Annotated in this window: 17 protein-coding genes; 9 read left to right on the top strand and 8 right to left on the bottom strand. The window is 64.7% G+C overall.

Translation table 11 applies throughout. From position 1 onward, the window contains the following. Positions 1-190 precede the first annotated feature (190 nt). A complete protein-coding gene (locus tag QQZ18_RS16270; RefSeq protein ID WP_284542000.1) occupies positions 191-847 on the top strand; it encodes a Crp/Fnr family transcriptional regulator in 657 nt (218 codons plus the stop codon). Between the two features lie 230 nt (positions 848-1,077). After that, positions 1,078-1,791, top strand: coding sequence for a hydrogenase nickel incorporation protein HypB (gene hypB / locus QQZ18_RS16275; RefSeq protein WP_284542001.1), 714 nt, complete (start codon positions 1,078-1,080; stop codon positions 1,789-1,791). Positions 1,792-1,808: 17 nt separating this feature from the next. Here hypB and QQZ18_RS16280 read toward each other — a convergent pair whose 3' ends face one another. From QQZ18_RS16280 to hypA, 3 genes are read right to left on the bottom strand one after another with little or no spacing between them, the layout of a single operon-like run. After that, positions 1,809-2,150 (bottom strand): type II toxin-antitoxin system HicB family antitoxin, encoded by a 342-nt coding sequence (locus QQZ18_RS16280; RefSeq protein ID WP_284542002.1) that lies wholly within the window; start codon positions 2,148-2,150, stop codon positions 1,809-1,811. After that, positions 2,147-2,401, bottom strand: coding sequence for a type II toxin-antitoxin system HicA family toxin (locus QQZ18_RS16285; RefSeq protein WP_284542245.1), 255 nt, complete (start codon positions 2,399-2,401; stop codon positions 2,147-2,149). Before QQZ18_RS16285 ends, QQZ18_RS16280 begins: the two co-directional genes overlap by 4 nt. A 50-nt stretch (positions 2,402-2,451) precedes the next feature. After that, positions 2,452-2,799, bottom strand: coding sequence for a hydrogenase maturation nickel metallochaperone HypA (gene hypA, locus QQZ18_RS16290; protein ID WP_284542003.1), 348 nt, complete (start codon positions 2,797-2,799; stop codon positions 2,452-2,454). Between the two features lie 444 nt (positions 2,800-3,243). Here hypA and QQZ18_RS16295 point away from each other — a divergent pair, with 444 nt between their 5' ends. From QQZ18_RS16295 to QQZ18_RS16325, 7 genes are all read left to right on the top strand, one after another. Beyond that, positions 3,244-7,038 carry a proton-conducting transporter transmembrane domain-containing protein gene (locus QQZ18_RS16295; protein ID WP_284542004.1) on the top strand — a complete coding sequence of 1,265 codons (3,795 nt, stop codon included), beginning with the start codon at positions 3,244-3,246 and terminating at the stop codon, positions 7,036-7,038. A gap of 20 nt (positions 7,039-7,058) precedes the next feature. Beyond that, positions 7,059-8,018, top strand: coding sequence for a respiratory chain complex I subunit 1 family protein (locus QQZ18_RS16300; RefSeq protein ID WP_284542005.1), 960 nt, complete (start codon positions 7,059-7,061; stop codon positions 8,016-8,018). 10 nt (positions 8,019-8,028) lie between these two features. Next, positions 8,029-8,466: an NADH-quinone oxidoreductase subunit B family protein gene (locus tag QQZ18_RS16305; protein WP_284542006.1), complete on the top strand. Its 438-nt coding sequence runs from the start codon at positions 8,029-8,031 to the stop codon at positions 8,464-8,466. Positions 8,467-8,480: 14 nt separating this feature from the next. Next, positions 8,481-8,984 (top strand): 4Fe-4S binding protein, encoded by a 504-nt coding sequence (locus QQZ18_RS16310; RefSeq protein ID WP_284542007.1) that lies wholly within the window; start codon positions 8,481-8,483, stop codon positions 8,982-8,984. Further along, complete coding sequence (locus tag QQZ18_RS16315) at positions 8,981-9,604, top strand: NADH-quinone oxidoreductase subunit C (protein WP_284542008.1); 624 nt, start codon at positions 8,981-8,983, stop codon at positions 9,602-9,604. Before QQZ18_RS16310 ends, QQZ18_RS16315 begins: the two co-directional genes overlap by 4 nt. Beyond that, positions 9,601-10,701 carry a hydrogenase large subunit gene (locus QQZ18_RS16320; protein ID WP_284542009.1) on the top strand — a complete coding sequence of 367 codons (1,101 nt, stop codon included), beginning with the start codon at positions 9,601-9,603 and terminating at the stop codon, positions 10,699-10,701. The genes QQZ18_RS16315 and QQZ18_RS16320 overlap by 4 nt, the downstream gene beginning before the upstream one ends. Positions 10,702-10,863: 162 nt before the next feature. Beyond that, positions 10,864-11,061: a 4Fe-4S dicluster domain-containing protein gene (locus tag QQZ18_RS16325; protein ID WP_284542010.1), complete on the top strand. Its 198-nt coding sequence runs from the start codon at positions 10,864-10,866 to the stop codon at positions 11,059-11,061. A gap of 92 nt (positions 11,062-11,153) precedes the next feature. Here QQZ18_RS16325 and QQZ18_RS16330 read toward each other — a convergent pair whose 3' ends face one another. The 5 genes from QQZ18_RS16330 to QQZ18_RS16350 form a co-directional block, all read right to left on the bottom strand. Next, positions 11,154-12,455, bottom strand: coding sequence for a hypothetical protein (locus QQZ18_RS16330; RefSeq protein WP_284542011.1), 1,302 nt, complete (start codon positions 12,453-12,455; stop codon positions 11,154-11,156). A gap of 3 nt (positions 12,456-12,458) precedes the next feature. Then, positions 12,459-13,781, bottom strand: coding sequence for a histidinol dehydrogenase (gene hisD / locus QQZ18_RS16335; RefSeq protein ID WP_284542012.1), 1,323 nt, complete (start codon positions 13,779-13,781; stop codon positions 12,459-12,461). A 38-nt stretch (positions 13,782-13,819) separates the two neighbouring features. After that, the gene (locus tag QQZ18_RS16340) at positions 13,820-14,620 is read right to left on the bottom strand and encodes an ABC transporter permease (protein WP_284542013.1); all 801 of its coding nucleotides are present in this window, start codon (positions 14,618-14,620) and stop codon (positions 13,820-13,822) included. Next, positions 14,617-15,558, bottom strand: coding sequence for an ABC transporter permease (locus QQZ18_RS16345; RefSeq protein WP_284542014.1), 942 nt, complete (start codon positions 15,556-15,558; stop codon positions 14,617-14,619). The genes QQZ18_RS16340 and QQZ18_RS16345 overlap by 4 nt, the downstream gene beginning before the upstream one ends. A gap of 70 nt (positions 15,559-15,628) precedes the next feature. Continuing rightward, the gene (locus QQZ18_RS16350; RefSeq protein WP_284542015.1) at positions 15,629-16,741 is read right to left on the bottom strand and encodes an ABC transporter substrate-binding protein; all 1,113 of its coding nucleotides are present in this window, start codon (positions 16,739-16,741) and stop codon (positions 15,629-15,631) included. Between the last annotated feature and the right edge of the window lie 88 nt (positions 16,742-16,829).

The following is a 16,829-nucleotide window of genomic DNA, read 5'->3' on the forward strand; positions in this document are numbered from 1 at the left end:
ACTTATAAAGGCGTTGAAACACTTACCATGCAAATAGGGCAACCCAGACCATAAAAAACCAACGTCTTGAAGGATATAGTCAAACTTGAAAAGTTGACTCGCTTTGGCCTATTCTCGGCGATAGGAAGAACCTAGCTTCTCGCAGGCAATACCGACCTGAAGCGCTTTCAGGCCGGCCACTGGGACCCAGATGCAGACCGACAATCCACTCAGCGCAATCGTCGAACGACTCCTGAAGGATGGCCACGGCCGTCTGTTCGGCCAGCGGTCGTTGCGCGCCGGGCAGATCGTCTATGGCGGCGACGAGAGCACCGACGGCGATCTCCTGATCGTCCGCTCCGGCCGGCTGCGCTGCTTCACGTCCTTCGAGGGCAAGGAGCTGACGCTCTATATGCTGGAAGCGGGCGATGCCATCTATCTGCGTGGTGGCGCCATGCTGGAAGTGCGCAACGCCGCCAACGTCCTTCTCGCCTCTCCGGCCGTCTTCCGCCAGCTCGCACTCGCCGAGCCGGAGCTGGCACTGGCCGTGCTGCCCGCCCTCGATCGTCTGGCGCAAAAGTCGATCCGCATGATCGAGGACATCGCCTTTCACGGCGTCAAGCACCGTCTCATCCGCGTGTTGTGCGACACCGCCGACCGGATCGGCCGGCCAGCCGAGGAAGGCATCGTCATCGACCACCTGCCCAACGCCGAGGATTTTGCCATGCAGATCGGCGCCACGCGGCAGTCGGTCTCAACCGTCATCGCCGAGCTGGTCCGCTCGGGCATCCTCTACCGCTTCGGCGGCGGCTCGATGGTGATCTCTGATCTCAGCCGCCTGCGCCGTGAGCTCGCCGACGTCCGCTAGAGCCGTTCCAGCAAAAGTGGGTACCGGTTTTGCGTCCGGAACGGCGTCTTGACAAAGAAATAGAGTTTTTCCGGAGAACCAGAGTTCACCGGAAAAACTCTAGAGCATCGGACCGAAAAGTAGGGCCGCTTTTCGGGAAAATCTGGTGCTTGAATAAAAGGTTAGAGTGGCAGCACGGATATGTCCGGGCGTCCGCCGCTCTAACGACCCTATTTCAGGAGTTTCCGACCATGTGCAGCGATTGCGGCTGCGGCAGCAAGGCCGCCACCACCACCATTCCCGTCGTCGAGAATCTTCTGTCGGAGAACGACCGGATCGCCGCTCACATCCGCGAGCACCTCAATGCCCACGGCGTGCTGTCGATCAACCTGATGTCGTCGCCCGGCTCGGGCAAGACGCAGCTTCTCGAAGCGACGATCGCCGCGCTGCCGAAGGGCATCCGCGTCGCCGTCGTCGAAGGCGACCTCGAAACCGAAAACGACGCCGACCGCATCCGCCGCCACGGCGTGCCGGCGGTGCAGATCACCACCGGCGTCACCTGTCATCTCGACGCGGTGATGATCCACGACGCCTTGCACGTCCTCGACCTCGACGACATCGACGTGCTGTTCGTCGAGAACGTCGGCAACCTCGTCTGCCCCGCCGACTTCGACGTCGGCCAGCACCACGACGTCGTGCTGCTTTCGGTGACCGAGGGCGACGACAAGCCCGACAAGTATCCGGTGATCTTCCGCAAGGCCGACCTGGTGCTACTCACCAAGACCGACCTGCTGCCGGCCATCGAGGAGTTCTCGACGGAGCGCGCCCGCGCCGCCATCGGCCGTGTCCATGGCCCCGGCCCGGTGTTGGAAGTCTCCGCCAAGAAGGGCGCCGGCCTCGATGCCTGGACGCAATGGATCGTCGATCGCCTTGCCGAGCGGCGGCAGGCGATGGGGCGCTCCTGAGCGAGTCTCCGTTTCGGTCACGCGACCAGCTTTGCCGCCGCCTCCGCAAGAGCGGCTTCCGCCCACTCGTTGAGGCTCTTGCCCGAGAGCTCGGCGGCGGTGGCCGCCTTGGCATGAACTTCCGGAGAGATGCGGAACATCACCCGACCGGAATAAGGTTTCTGCGGCGCCTTACCGATCGTCCGACAGGTTTCGAGATAGTCGTCGACCGCGTCTCGGAACGCTGCCTTGAGGTCTTCAACCGTTTCCGCGTGGAACCCGACGACATCGCTGAGTCCCGCAACGCGACCCACGAAGATCTCATCGGCAGCGTCGAATTCGACACGGGCATGATAGCCCTTGTAGGTCATGCCGCTCATGGCTCGACTCCCAGCTTCGACAGAAACTCGCGGGCATCCCGCACTTGGTATCTCTTGGCCTCCTTCTCCGGGTGAGGCCGATGAAAGCTGGCGATGACGCCATCCCTTTCGAACCTGACCCGTGAGCCGGCACCCTCGATCACACGACAGCCCACCGCAACAAGAAGCCCCTCAATATCGGCCCAAGCGATCGTGCCCGAGACGGGTTCGGCGAAAACCGAGACCAGAGTCCTCTTGTGCTTGCTATTCATGCTAGCAATATAGTGAAGATCGACCTTGCGGACAAGTGCAACACCACCCGTCAACCCTTCGCGGCCTCGAAGCTCTCGATATAGAGTTCGCGCCCGGTCAGCACATCGGCGTCCGAACCGCCGCAGCCCGAGCAGACGAACTGGTACTTCTCCACCGCGAACACGGTGCCGCAGGTGCGGCACTTCGCCGTCACGCCGACCTCATCGATGTCGAGCCGCGCGCCCTCCGCCAGGGTGCCTTCCGCGAAGATCTCGAAAGCCAGCCGGATCTGCCGGCTGTCGATGCCGCGCAGCTTGCCGATCTTCAGTCGAACGGCCACCACCCGATCGACGCCATTTTGCTTGGCGTGATCGGTCAGGATGCGCATTAGCCCTTCGACGACCGCGGTTTCATGCATCGACACGTCCTCTCTAGTCTGTCGGTTCATCTATCCCAATCGATGCCTCGGTGGGAATACTTGTGCGTGAAATGACGAATTTTCCGGCCTTTTATTGCAAACCGCTCGCAACAAAGGGGAATCCCTTGGATTCTGCATGGCGGGAATGCACAAAGCTGTATCGGACATACTACTTAGAAAGCGCCTTCAAATCGCCACTTAAATCCTTTTGAAGCGCGCGATTCGAGACGGGCCCGAACGGCAGATAACGAAACAAACAACTGATTTTATTATCGTTTATATCCCGACAATAATATGAATGTAAATATCATTTTTACTTCCAGCGACAAAGCATTGGCGTCGTGGGAATGCGTATATGTCGGCTAGCCGACATACCCTAGTGGATGCTGTGATTAACGTCATCCATGACAGCCAAGATGCATGCCTGCGGAAGGATCTCCTCTCATGCTCTCCCTCACTCAGATCGACCCGATGGCGCTGGCCTGGATGGGCGCGATCTTCCTGTTCTTCGGTGAAGTCGCCGCTCTCATGAGCCTGCCGAGTCTGGTACGCGTCGTCATTTGGTCGACCGTCGCCGAGATTGGCTACATTCTGATCGGTGTCGGTCTCGGCGGCGAAGCCGGCCTGACCGGTGCCTACATGCACTTTGGCTATCAGGTCATCATGCGTGGCCTCGTGATCGCCGCCGGCTGGTACATCATCCGCCGCACCGGCTCTTCGCGCCTCGACGATCTCGCAGGCTCGGGTCACCGCATGCCGGTGGCAGCCACGTTGTTCGGCTTCGGCCTGTTCTCCGTGATGGGGCTGTCGCCGTTCAAGGGATCCTTCTCCAAGTTCCTGGTGCTCTATGCCGCCATCGAGCAGGGTCACTGGGCCATCGCGCTCATCGGCACCGCCGCCTCGATCGTCGCCGCCTACTACTATCTGGTGGTGATCCAGCGCGTCTGCCTCGAGCATCCGGCGCGCCGCGTCGAGCTCAACAGCGCCCCGGCTCTTGCCTTGCCGATCGCCTGGGCTCTCGCCGCCGTCACCGCGCTGATCTCGGTGTTCCCGCTGCCCTTCCAGCATGCGGCCGAAGCTCTGGCCGGCGCCGTGGGTGGCGTTCCCGAGTTCGAGTCGCCCTGGGCGCTGCTGGTTCTCGTGCCCTACATCGGCGCCTTCGCCGTTTACGGCCTCGGCCACGTCTCGACCCGCGCCCGCGATATCGGCGCCGTGGTCCTCGCCGTCGCGACGCTGGCCCTCGTGGTGTTCGACACGAGCCTCGATCCGGCGTCCCGCGTTTTCGCGCTGGTCTTCGCCGGCATCACCGCCGTGATGATCGTCTACTCGATCGGCTACATGGCCCGTGCCGAGTGGACCAACCGCTACTACTTCTTCGCCTTCCTGATGATCGGCTCGCTGCTCGGCCTCACCACCGCGCACGAGATGGGCAACTTCTACGTCTACTGGGAGCTGATGACCTGGACCTCCTACTTCCTGGTCATTCACGAGCAGAACCAGAAGTCGCTCCGCGCCGGCCTCATCTATTTCATGATGTGCGCCTCCGGCGCCTATCTGATGCACTTCGGCATCCTGCTGACGCATGCCGAGATCGGCTCGTTCGAATTCGCCACCCTGGCCGAGAAGGTGGGCATGATCTCGCCGCTGTCCGGCCTCGTCATCGCGCTGTGCTTCTTCGCCGGTTTCGCGGTGAAGGCGGGCGTGTGGCCGGTCCATAGCTGGCTGCCGATCGCCCATCCGGCCGCGCCGTCGTCCATCTCCGGTCCGCTGTCCGGTATTCTGACCAAGGCCGGCGTGTTCGGCCTCGTCAAGGTGCTGTTCATCGTCATCGGCGTGCCGGCGCTCTCCACCTTCACCGGTTGGGGCCTCAGCCTCGAAGTGGTGCTGATCGGTCTCGGCCTGATCACCCTGCTCTACGGCGAAATCCGCGCTCTTCTCGAAACCGAGATCAAGCGGATGCTGGCCTTCTCGACGCTTGCCCAGGTTGGCGAGATCGTCGCGGTTCTCGGCATCGGCACGGCGCTCGCCACCGACGCCAGCCTGCTGCACGTCACCAACCACGCGGTCATGAAGACCCTGCTGTTCTTCGCAGCCGGCGCCTTCATCATGCAGACCGGCCGGCGCAACATCGCCGACCTCGCCGGTGTCGGCCGCGTCATGCCCTTCACGGCCGGCTGCTACGCGCTCGCCACCGTGTCGATCATGGGCCTGCCGCCCTTCTCGGGCTTCGTCTCGAAGTTCCTGATGGTCTACGCGGCGGCTGAAGCCGGCCACTACGAGGTGGCCATCGGCCTGCTGGTCGGCGGCATCATCGCCGTGGTCTACTATCTCCGCGTCGTCGGCATGCTGTTCTTCCGTCCCTGGAAGGGCGAAGCCGGCGTCAAGGAAGCACCGCTTCCGATGCTGATCGCCGTCGGCGTTCTCGCCGCCGCGATCATCTTCGGCGGCTTCGTGCCCTCGTTCCAGCTCGACCTCGTCGGTGCCGTCGGCGCTGAGGTGGCTGCCCGCAGCGGTCTCGCCGCGGCGGCGCTGCCGAGCCTCGTCATGACCTGGACGCTGCCTGCCACCATCGCCTTCCTCGGCGCCGTGGCGGTCTGGCTGGTTGGCCGCAAGTCGGTACAGCAGGCCGGATGGCTTGCCGTGGCGGTGCTTGTCGCAGCCTTCCTGGCGGTAATCTTCACCGCCCCGGCCTACGACACGTTGTCCTTCTGGTTCGCGGTGCTGATCGCCGGCGTCGGCGCGCTCAACATGCTGCACGCCACCGCCTATCTCGCCCACAACCACGCCCAGCCGCGCTTCTTTGCTGCCTTCGGCATCATGATCGCCGGCCTCCTGGGCATGACGGCGGCGAAAGACATCTTCACCTTCTTCGGTTTCTGGGAGTTGATGTCGAGCTGGGCGCTCTGGGCGGCCATCATCCATGAGGAATCCGACGTCGCGCGGAAGGAGGGCTTCAAGTACTTCTTCTTCAACACCGTCGGCGCCTCCTTCATGTTCCTCGGCGTCGCGGTGCTCGCGGCCCATGCCGGCACCTTCGATCTCGTCGAGATCGGCCAGAAGGCGCTCGACATGCCGCTTGCCACGCTGGCCATCGGCATCGTCCCGGTGTTCATCGGCCTCGTCATGAAGGCTGCCATGCTGCCCGTCCGCATCGACGTGCAGATGCATCCCGCCGCCGCCCCGACGCCGGTCTCCGGCTACATCTCGGCCGTTCTGCTGAAGTCCGGTCCGTGGGGCGTGCTGAAGCTGTTCAGCCTGTTCGGCGGCAGCGCGGTGTTCCTGCGCCTCGGTGGCGAGATCGGCGGCGTTCCGGCTCTGATGGACGTCATCGCCATCATCGCCGGCATCACCGTCGTCTACGCCGGTGCCATGGCGGTGGTTCAGAACGGCATCAAGCTCTTGCTGATCTACTCCACGGTCAGCCAGCTCGGTTACGTGCTGATGGCGCTCTGCCTCGGCACTTCGCTCGGCGTCGCCGGCGGCCTGTTCCACTTCGTCAACCACATGTTCCTGAAGGACACCCTGTTCCTCGTGGCCGGCGCCGTCATGGTGAAGAGCCATGCCAGCCAGCTCGACGAACTGGGTGGCCTCGGCCGGAAGATGCCCATCACCTTCGGCTTCTTCCTGTTCGCTGGCCTGTCGCTGGCTGGCGTGCCGCCGCTCAACGGCTTCTCCTCGAAGTGGATGATCTTCTCCGCTGCCTTCGAGAGCGGCCATTGGGCGCTTGCCACCGGTGCCATGGTGTCGTCGCTGTTCACCCTTGCCGCCGTGCTGAAGTTCGCCCACGCCGCCTTCATGGGCGCGCCGACGGCGAAGGCCCTCGAGGCCGAGGAAGCGCCGATGTCCATGCTGGTGCCGATGGGCATCCTGGTGGGCGCCAGCGTCCTGCTCGGCTTCTTCCCGGGTCTTGCCCTGGTGCCGATCGCCAAGATGCAGGCCGAACTCGGGCTCACCCCGATCGACGCCTCGATCTTCGGCCCGCTGCCGGGTGCCGGTGGCTGGAGCCCGCTCGCCCTCAGCCTCCTGGTGCTGATCGTCGCGGCGGCCTTCATCCCCTGGATGCGCCTGGCTCACCGCGGCATCCAGAAGAGCGGCCTGCACTTCGCCGGCGCCACGCCCACTGACTTCCTGCCGGAAGCCGGCGGCCGTGTCGGCGCCGTCAACCTGTTCGAGTCCCCGACCGCTGCCATCCGCAGCCTCCTGGCGGCCAAGCCCGCCAAGGCCAAAGAACAGCACTGACGGGAGAGGAGAGACTCAAAATGTCCAACCAGATCGCAATCTTGCTGGCGGTGCTCCTCTTCCCAGGTGGAGTCTTCGCCCTCGCTTTCGGCCTTGCCATGAAGGGTGTCGACCGCCGCGTCGCCGCCCGCCTCCAGAGCCGTGTCGGACCGCCGCTCTTGCAGCCGTTCTTCGACATCATCAAGCTCGGCTTCAAGCGCACCATGGTGCCGGCCGCCGCCAATGAGACGGTGTTCCTCTACACCCCGCTCGTCGGCGTCGTGTCCATGCTGATCGCCGCCGCTCTGGTGCCGATCGCCTCGGTCTATGCGCCGGACGCCGCCATCGGCAACCTTCTGGTGCTGCTCTACCTGCTGATGATCCCCGGCATCGTGCTGATGATCGCCGGCTCGGCTTCCGGCTCGCCCTACGGCGCCATCGGCTTCTCCCGCGAGATGGCCCTGATGATCGCCTACGAAGGCCCGCTGGTGCTGATCGCCGCCGCCGTCGCCATCCGTACCGGCATGGGCATGGGCGGCTGGGCCACCTTCTCGCTGAACGACATCATCGCCTATCAGCAGACCCACGGCTCCTTCCTGTTCGACCCGGTGATGTGGCCGGCGGTCGCCGCCTTCTGCTTCTTCTACCCGGCCAATCTCGGCATCGTTCCCTTCGACATTCCGGAGGCCGAGACCGAAGTGCTGGAAGGCCCGCTGCTTGAATACTCCGGCCCGGTGCTGGCGCTGTTCAAGATCATGTCGGCGCTGAAGAAGGTGGTCGTGCTGAGCCTCGGCATCGCCCTGTTCTTCCCGGCGGCCCCCGCGGGCATCGTCGGCGGCTTCCTGGTGTGGCTGATCAAGATGGCGGTGCTGATGCTGGTCGGCATCACCGCGGTCCGCCTGTCCATGGGCCGCATGCGCATCGACCAGGCCTTTGTGTTTTTCCTGAAGTGGCCCCTGCTGCTCGCCGTGGCGAGCCTTGCGGTCGTCGTCGTGGTCTGAGGAGGGCTAGATGGGCCTGATACCCGATTTCAAGAAGATCGCCACGCGCTCGCCCTGGATCTACCGGATCAACGCCGGCTCCTGCAACGGCTGCGACGTGGAGATGGCGACCACCGCGCTGATCCCCCGCTACGACATCGAGCGTCTCGGCTGCCAGTACTGCGGCAGCCCCAAGCACGCCGACATCGTGCTGATCTCCGGTCCGCTCACCGTCCGCGTCAAGGATGCGGTGCTGCGCATGTACGAAGAGATCCCCGATCCGAAGGTGACGGTGGCGGTCGGCGTCTGCCCGATCTCCGGCGGCATCTTCCGCGAAAGCTACGCCGTGCTGGCGCCGATCGACCAGTACATTCCGATCGACGTCAACGTGCCCGGCTGTCCGCCCCGGCCGCAGGCGATCATCGCCGGCGTCGCCAAGGCCATTGCCATCTGGCGCGAGCGTCTCTGAGGAAAGGTCCCAAGATGAACTTCCTGACGATTTTCGCCCGCAACCTGAGGCAGGGTCCCCAGACCGAGGCCTTCCCCCTGGGACCGGCCTTCACGCCCGAGCGCCTGCGTGGCCGCATCGAGTTCAAGGCGGAGAGCTGCGAAGGCTGCCGCATCTGCGAGCGCGTCTGCCCGGCCAATGCCATCCGCTTCGCCAAGACGCCCGATGGCATGACCTTCGACTGCTGGCACAACACCTGCGTGTTCTGCGGCAATTGCGAGTTCTATTGCCCGACGGACGCCATCCATCAGACCAACGACTGGGACCTGTCCCATGTCAATGCCGACAAGTTCGACATGGTCGAGCATGGCCTCATTCCCAACCAGAAGTGTGTCGAGTGCGGCGCTACCGCGCTGAATACCGCACCGATGGTGAAGAATGCCAAGCCGCCGCTCAACGCCGAGGAATATACTGAGCTGCGCGCGCGCTGCCCGAAGTGCCGCGCCAAGTATCTCAAGAACCGGAAGGTCCCAGCATGAGCCGCCTACCGCAAGACCTGGAAGCCCGCCTCACCGCAGCGGCGCCGGCCGGCGTCGAGTACTCGGCCGAAACCGACCAGTACGGCGTTACCGTCGCCTGGTTGGGCCTCGCCAGCGCTGCCGATCTGTCGCCCGTCGCCGCCCTGCTCAAGGATATGGGCGCGCGCCTGTCGATGATTACCTGCACCCAGCCTTCCGCCCCCGAAGAGGAGGAGGAAGACGAGGACGAGGATAACGACGGCGAGGAAAAGGCCGAAGCCGAGCCCAAGGAGACGCCGAAGTCCTTCGGTGGCACGCTGCTCGACGGCACCTCCTACGAGATCGACTATCACTTCGACATCGCCGGCGACGCGCTGACGATCATCGCCTACGTGCCGCAGGGCGGCTCCATCGCCTCGCTGACGCCGCTGTTCCGCAATGCCGACTGGCACGAGCGCGAGATGATGGAACTCTACGCCGTCAAGGTGACCGACCATCCCGATCCGCGCCGCCTGTTCCTCGACGCTTCGGTCGACGGCGCCGTTCTCGAGCGGCTGATTCCGTTCTCGACGCTGGTCAATGCCGCCAGCACCAAGGGCCTGTGGGAACGCCTCATCGCCGGAAAGAAGGGTGCAGCATGAGCACGCACAACGTACCCGAGACCTTCAGCATTCCCGTCGGCCCGCTGCATGTGGCCCTCGAGGAGCCGATGTACTTCAAGATCGATGTGCAGGGCGAAACCGTCAGCCACATCGACATCAATGCCGGCCATGCCCATCGCGGCATCGAGTACCTGACGACCAAGCGCTCGATGTACCAGAACGTGGTGCTGACCGAACGCATCTGCTCGCTGTGCTCCAACAGCCACCCGCAGACCTTCGCCATGGCGGCCGAGAAAATCGCCGGCATCGAGGTGCCCGAGCGTGGCATCTACCTGCGCACCGTCGCCGACGAACTGAAGCGCGTCACCTCGCATCTGTTCAACGTGGCGCTCCTGGTTCACCTCGTCGGCTATGAAACCTACTTCATGCACATGATGCAGGTGCGCGAGATCGGCCAGGACATGCTGGAGTCGATCTTCGGCAACCGCCAGGACATCGGCGCTATGTGCATCGGTGGCGTCCGCTACGACCTCGACGACAAGTCGATCGCCTACATCAAGGGCGCGATCGACAAGATCGAGGCCGAGACGAAGGACATCATCAAGACCTTCAAGACCAATGGCTCGATCCTTCGCCGCACCAAGGGCGTGGGCGTGCTCACCCATGCCGACGCCATCACCTGTGGCGTCGTCGGCCCGGTGGCCCGCGCGTCTGGCGTCGATTACGACGTGCGTCGCGAAGCGCCCTACGCCGCCTACGATCGCCTGCCGCTGGTCGTGCACTCGCTGACCGACGGCGACGTCTGGTCGCGCGCCATGGTCCGTCTCGAGGAAATCCTGACCTCGATCGACCTGCTGCGCGTCTGCCTGCGCGACCTGCCCGGCGGCCCGGTCAACATCAACGACCGCCCGGACATCCCGCCCGGACAGGCGGTGACCCGCAGCGAAGCGCCGCGCGGCGAAGTGATCTACTATCTCCGCACCAACGATACGCCGCAGCCGGAACGCGTGAAGTGGCGCGTGCCGACGTTCATGAACTGGGACAGCCTGCGCTTCATGCTGCAGGACGCCAAGATCGCGGACATCGCCATGATCGTCAACAGCATCGACCCCTGCCTTTCCTGCACGGAACGCTGAGGACGGTCATCAGGGAAGTTGCCAACTTTCCTGATCACGCAAAAACGCGAAAACTCTGCCGAGAGCAAGGATGCAATCCGATTGCTCCCGGCAAACCGAAATCGGGGCGGCACACAAAACGGACAACCGCGCCCCGTTGGACAACCAAGAGGAGTGACACCCATGGCCTTTATGATTGACACCTCCACCTGCACCTCCTGCGGCGCCTGCGAAGACGAATGCCCGAACAAGGCGATCAGCCACAAGGGCAAGGTCTACTCGATCAATGCCAAGAAGTGCACCGAGTGCGAAGGTCACTTCGACACGCAGCAGTGCGCCGAAGTCTGCCCGTCGGGCTCCTGCATGCAGGCTGCCGCCTGAGGCTGCTTTTCGGAAGGCGCCGCCATCGGCGCCTTCCCACGACATCGAGGGGGAGCGGAAGCCATCGGCGCCGCTCCCTTTTCTTTTGGGGATCAGCGGTCGGGATCGATGGCGCCAAGGAAGGCGGACATCTCGTCCTCGCCGGCCTCGGGCTCGGCGCCCACCATGGCGGCAACGGCAAAGGCGATCGCCGAGGATGTCTCGGTATGCGTCGCCGCCCCTGCCCTCAGGTTCATGACCAGCGTCGGGCAGAGGAACAGCGCAAGGCGGATCACCTCCCGCCAGTCGGCCGGCAGTAAGCCACACGCCTTGAGATCGAGGAGCAGCGGCTTCCAGACGAGCTCCGCCTTGGCAGAGAGCAACGCCTGCCGCACCGGCGTCAGCGCCCAGTCGGTCTCGATCGCCAGGGTGCCGTCACCAAGCCGCGCGACCGCCGAAAATCGCCGCGTCGCCTCCGCCGGATCGTAGAGCCAGAGCGGATGGGCGAACACATTGTGGAAGGTGGCCTTGGCTTCGGCGATCAGGGCCGGCACGTGCTCGCCGGCGAAGGCCGGGTCGTAGAAGCTGAGCATCGGCCCATCCGTGCCCTGACTGCACCAGACATTGGCGTTATGGGCATCGCCATGCGCCACCACGCCGCCGGCATCGGCCAGCATATGGGGGCTCAGGCGCCGACCGGCCATTTCGAACAGCTCGCCGATCGTCCGGCGGTAGGCCCGTCCGTTGATCACGAGGCGCCGGGTCGCGAAATCGTTCCAGCCGAGCTCCACGCCCGGCAGACGCACGGTTTTGCCGAGATAGAAGCCCGAAAGACGGCCACCGGGAAAGCGCCGCCCCGGCATGTCGACAAGGCGATCGTGAAACAGGCGGTGGATCGGTTCGGCCGCAGCCTCCACAGGCGTGACCGGATGCAGGCTTTTGAGATAGACCCGTGCGATCGCCGTATCGAGGCCGCGCTCGGCGGCGACGGCGGCCGCTTCACCGGCCAGATCGCGACGACCATCGAGCGTGGCGATGTCGAGCGCCCTGAGCACATCCGAGAAACGGGGATCGGAGCGGCGGCGATAGACCAGCACCTGCTCGCCCGGCAGGTTGGACACGAACACCGGCATGTCCACCGGCAGGCCGGCGCGGGCGAGAATGTCGGCGCGATAATACTCGCCGGTCATCGCCTCCTCGCCGTCCTCCTGATGGAATTTGAAGAAATAGTCGGCGCCGCCCGCCGAGAAGAAGCCGTTCAGCGAGTTGAGGCTGTACTGATCGCGGTTGATGGCGACGCCCTCGGCTGCAAGGCCGAACAGGTCGGCGAACAGCGCCGCGAGCGCCGCCTCGGCAGCGCTCTCGTCACTGGCGGCAAGGCGCCGGATCTCGGCGGTGCGGCTCGGTGCCGTCATCGCTCAGCCCTTGAGATAGGCGTCGCGCACCGACGACACCGCCTGTTCATGCGAGGAGAAGCCCTCGTAGCGGGCAAGCACCCGGGCGGTGTGGGCGAGTTCCGGATAGGCGCCGGCCGTCACGTAGCCGATCGACGAGCGCTTGACGAAGTCGAACACCGACAGCGGGCCCCAGGTGCGCGCCCAACGACTGGTCGGCAGCACCGCATTGGGGCCGAGGCCGAAGTTGGCGATGGACACCGGCGTATACGGACCCATCAGGATCTCCGCCGCCTCGGTGATCTTGCCGAGATGGGCATAGGGGTCGGTGGACAGGATCTCAAGGTGCTCCGGCGCATAGGCGTTGACGAAGGCATGGCTCTCCTCGACCGAGGAGGTCAGGATGATGCCGCCAAAGGCGCCGCCGAGCACTTTCTTGGAGAACTCGACCCGCTGCGGCGTCATGCGCGCCCAGTGCTCGGGTAGCGCGGCCAATGCCTCCTCGGCAACCCGGCGCGAGTGGGTGACGATATAGGCGGACGAGTCCGGCCCATGCTCCGCTTCGATCAGCACGTCGAGGGCGGCGAGACCGCCATGCACCGTATCGTCGGCGAAGATGATCGCTTCCGACGGACCGGCGGGCAGGCCCGCGTCGATGACGCCGGACAGCAGACGCTTGGCCGCCACCACCCACGGGCTGCCGGGGCCGACGATCTTCAGCGCCGGCTTCACCGTCTCCGTGCCGAAGGCGACAGCCGCGACGGCCTGCGCGCCGCCAACCTTGTAGACCGTCTCGACACCGGCGAGGCGGGCGGCAACCAGCGTCGCCGCGTCGACCGAGCCATCCGGCGTCGGCGGGGTAACGATGGCGAGATCCGGCACGCCGGCAACCACGGCCGGCACGGCCGTCATCATGGTCACCGACGGGAAGGCGCCCTTGCCGCGCGGAATGTAGAGCGCCACCGACTTGATGGGCGTCACCCGGTCGCCGGCGAAGGCGCCGGGGCGGATCTCCTTCAGCCACATCGCCTCAGGCTTCTGCTCCTCGTGGAAGGAGCGAATGTTCTCGATGCCGTAGCGGATCGCCTCTACCACCTCAGGCTCCACCGCCTTGAAGGCGGCGTCGAACTCGGCTTCGGACGCCTTGAGCGCACCGGGCTTCACCTCGGCCTTGTCGAGATCACGAGCGAAGCGGTAGAGCGCCGCATCGCCTTCCGTCTTCACCGCCTCGATGATCGGGCCGACCTTGTCGAGGAAGAAGGTGAGGTCGGTTTCCGAGCGCTTGAGCAGGGCGGCGCGGCCCTCGGCATCAAGCTTGGCGTAGTCGTGGAAGGAAACGTCGGTCATGGCAGCAGTCCTTGAACGGCAGGGCGTTTTTCACGCCTTCATTTCGATTTCAGGAAGATATCCAGCCCGACCAGCCAGTCGAGCAGCGCGATGGCGATCGCCGCGACGGCAATGAACACCACGGAAATCGCAGCGAGATCGGGCGTGATGATCGAGCGGATGGAGTTGTAGATCTGCACCGGCAGCGTGACGATGCGCGCGTCGACCAAGAGCAGCGACACCAGGAACTCGTTGAGCGCCAGGATGAACATCAGAAGCGCGCCGGTGATGATGCCGGGCGTCACCGCCGGCACGGTCACCGCCAGGAAGGTGGAGAGCGGCGGCGCGCCGCAGTTGGCGGCGGCGAGTTCGAGATCGGGATCGAGGCTGGCGGCGCTGGCCGTCACCGCCCAGATCATGAACGGCAGGTTGATCACCGCGCAGGCGACGCCCACCGGCCAGAGCTGGCCGAGCAGCCCCCACTTGCCGAAGATCAGCATCAGGCCGATGCCCGAGCCGATCAGCGGTACGGTGAACGGCAACAGCAAATAGACCTGAACACCCCAGGCGAAGCGCACGCGATACTTGGCAAGGGCGATGCCGGCCAGCGTTCCCGTGGGTATGGAGATCGCGGTGCAGATAGAGGCGACGATCAGCGACCGCAGGAAGGCATCGCGCAGGTCAGTGGCCCCGGCGATCTGCGCATACCACTTGAGCGACAGCCCCTCGGGCGGAAAGGTGAGCATGTTGCCGGCCGTGAACGAAGCGCCCAGCACGACGAGCGTCGGCGCCGACAGCATGACCAGCGCGACGATAACAAAGGCCCAGAGCGTCACGGCCTTGGAACGGTCGCCCTTCATTTCGACCTCCCCATGGCCAAGGTGCCGGCCCCAAACAACGCAAACACAACGCCGACCATGATCGAGCCGACGGCCACCAAGAGCAGCGCCAGCGTTGCGCCCATGCCCTGGTCGGAGGTGCGGAAGAACTGGTCGTAGATGGCGTTGGCGATAAAGTCCTGCGAGCCGCCGCCAAGAATGGCCGGAATGGCGAAATCGGTCAGCGACAGCGTCAGCACGACGAGGCCGGCGCCGACGAAGCCGGGCTTGGCGAGCGGCAGCACCACGTGGATGAAGGTCCGCACCCAGTTGGCGCCGAGCGAGCCGGCCGCCGATTCCATCTCCTCGGGAATGGCGGTGAGCGCCGGCGCCAGCATCAGCACGGCAAACGGCAGCATGTACTGCACGAGGCCGAACAAGACGGCCGGATAGTTGTAGAGGAGGCGGATCGGCGCCACACCGACGAGCCCGAGCGCCTCGTTGACCATGCCCTGCGAGCCCAGGATGATCAGCCAGCCATAGGCGCGCACCACCTGGCCGATGAAGAAGGGCAGGAACAGGGCGATCAGCAGGAACTTGCGCAAGGCGGCCGAGCGCGTCCGCACCATGACGTAGGAATAGGGGAAGGCGAAGACGAGCGTGACGACCGTCACGATCAGCGAGCCGATCAGACTGCGGCTCGCCACCGTGAAGAACAGCTTCTCGGTGAAGGCGCGATCGTAGTTGGAAAGCGAATAGTCGTCGGATGGCAGGAAGGTCGCGGTGTCGAGCGTCCGGAACGAGCCGTCGGCCATGTCCCACAGGCCAAGGACCAGGAGGCCGACCAGGACGACGGCCGGCATCAGCATCAGCCAGGGCACCGCCGCCGAAAAGCTGCGCGGCCAAAGGGCGGCGGCCACCGCCTCGAGGGCGTCCATCAGGCGCCAGGAGAGAGGATAGGAAGTACGGCTCGGACGCATTGTCTGTCTGGTCTTCTGAAAGGAAGGCTCGCCGCCGACGGGCGGCGAACCTGTTCGAGAACGGCGGCGGTCAGCCCTGCATGATTTCCTTGAACTTGCCGAACCACTCGCTCTCGTGCTCGACCTGCACCTTGGAGGAGATGCGGATCAGCTTCTTGAAGTCGGCTTCGGTGGTCGGGTAGGACGGATCGCCCACCAGATCGGCCGGCGGATTGACGCCCGGCACCACGCCCGGCAGGCCGAGACCGTCGAGCCAGACCTGCTGCGCATCCTTGGTGATGGCGAAGTTGATGTACTGCTTGGCCCAGTAGAGTTCGTTCTCCGGCAGCCCCTTGGGGATCCACAGGCCATCGGTGTCGTACTTGGCGCCCTCTTCCGGCACCGTCCACGCAATGTCGACGCCGTTCGCCTTGGCTTCGCGGGCGTTGGTGGAAATGGTGCAGGCCACGTCGATCTCGCCCTTCTGGAACCAGGCGGTAAAGTCGGGGTCCTCGCCGAGCAGCGGCGACTGCTCCTTCACCTTGGCGATGAAGTCCCAGGCCGGCTGCATGTTGCCGGGAATGTCTTCCAGCTTGCCGCCGCCGGCCACCTGGGCCGGGAAGTGGAAGCCGATGCCGTCGTTGTAGAGGGCGATGCGACCCTTGAACTTCGGATCGAGCACGTCCTTCCACGACTTCGGCGCGCCGTTCGGGAAGGCGCTCGGACGGTAGGCCAGAACGTAGACGTAGCCGTAGGTGTTGACGATCGGATAGCCATCGAGGCCGACGGGCTTGGCGAGTTCGGTCACGTTGGCGAGGTTGGACAGATCGGAAAGGTCTTCCGTCACCCCGCGCAGCGCCGACTTGGTGGCGTTGGTCGTCGTGTCCCAGTTGATGTGGATCGGCGGCACGCGCTTCTGCGCCACGGCAGCCCAGACCTTGGGCTGGATCTCGTTGTCTTCGGTCAGGTCGTGACGGACGGCGATGCCGGTGGCCTTGGTGAAGGGGTCGGAGACGCCCTTCTTGAGGCTGTCGACCCAGGAGCCGCCCCAGGCGCGGACGATGATCTCCTTGGGCTTCTCCGGCTCGGCCGCAAACGCGCGGCCGAACGGCATACCGACGAGGCCGGCGGCACCGGCAAGGCCGACGCCCTGCAGGAAACGGCGACGGCCGAGATTGAGGAAGGGCTTGGTCGGTCCAGTCATTGTCGTTCTCCTCTGGCTCAGTTTCTTGTTACTGCATTCGATTTTCGAAGAGCGGCTTCAGCTTCGGTCCGGTTCTTCGGGGCCGGTC

This window comes from Pleomorphomonas sp. T1.2MG-36 (assembly GCF_950100655.1).
In the GTDB taxonomy this organism is placed as follows: Bacteria; Pseudomonadota; Alphaproteobacteria; order Rhizobiales; family Pleomorphomonadaceae; genus Pleomorphomonas.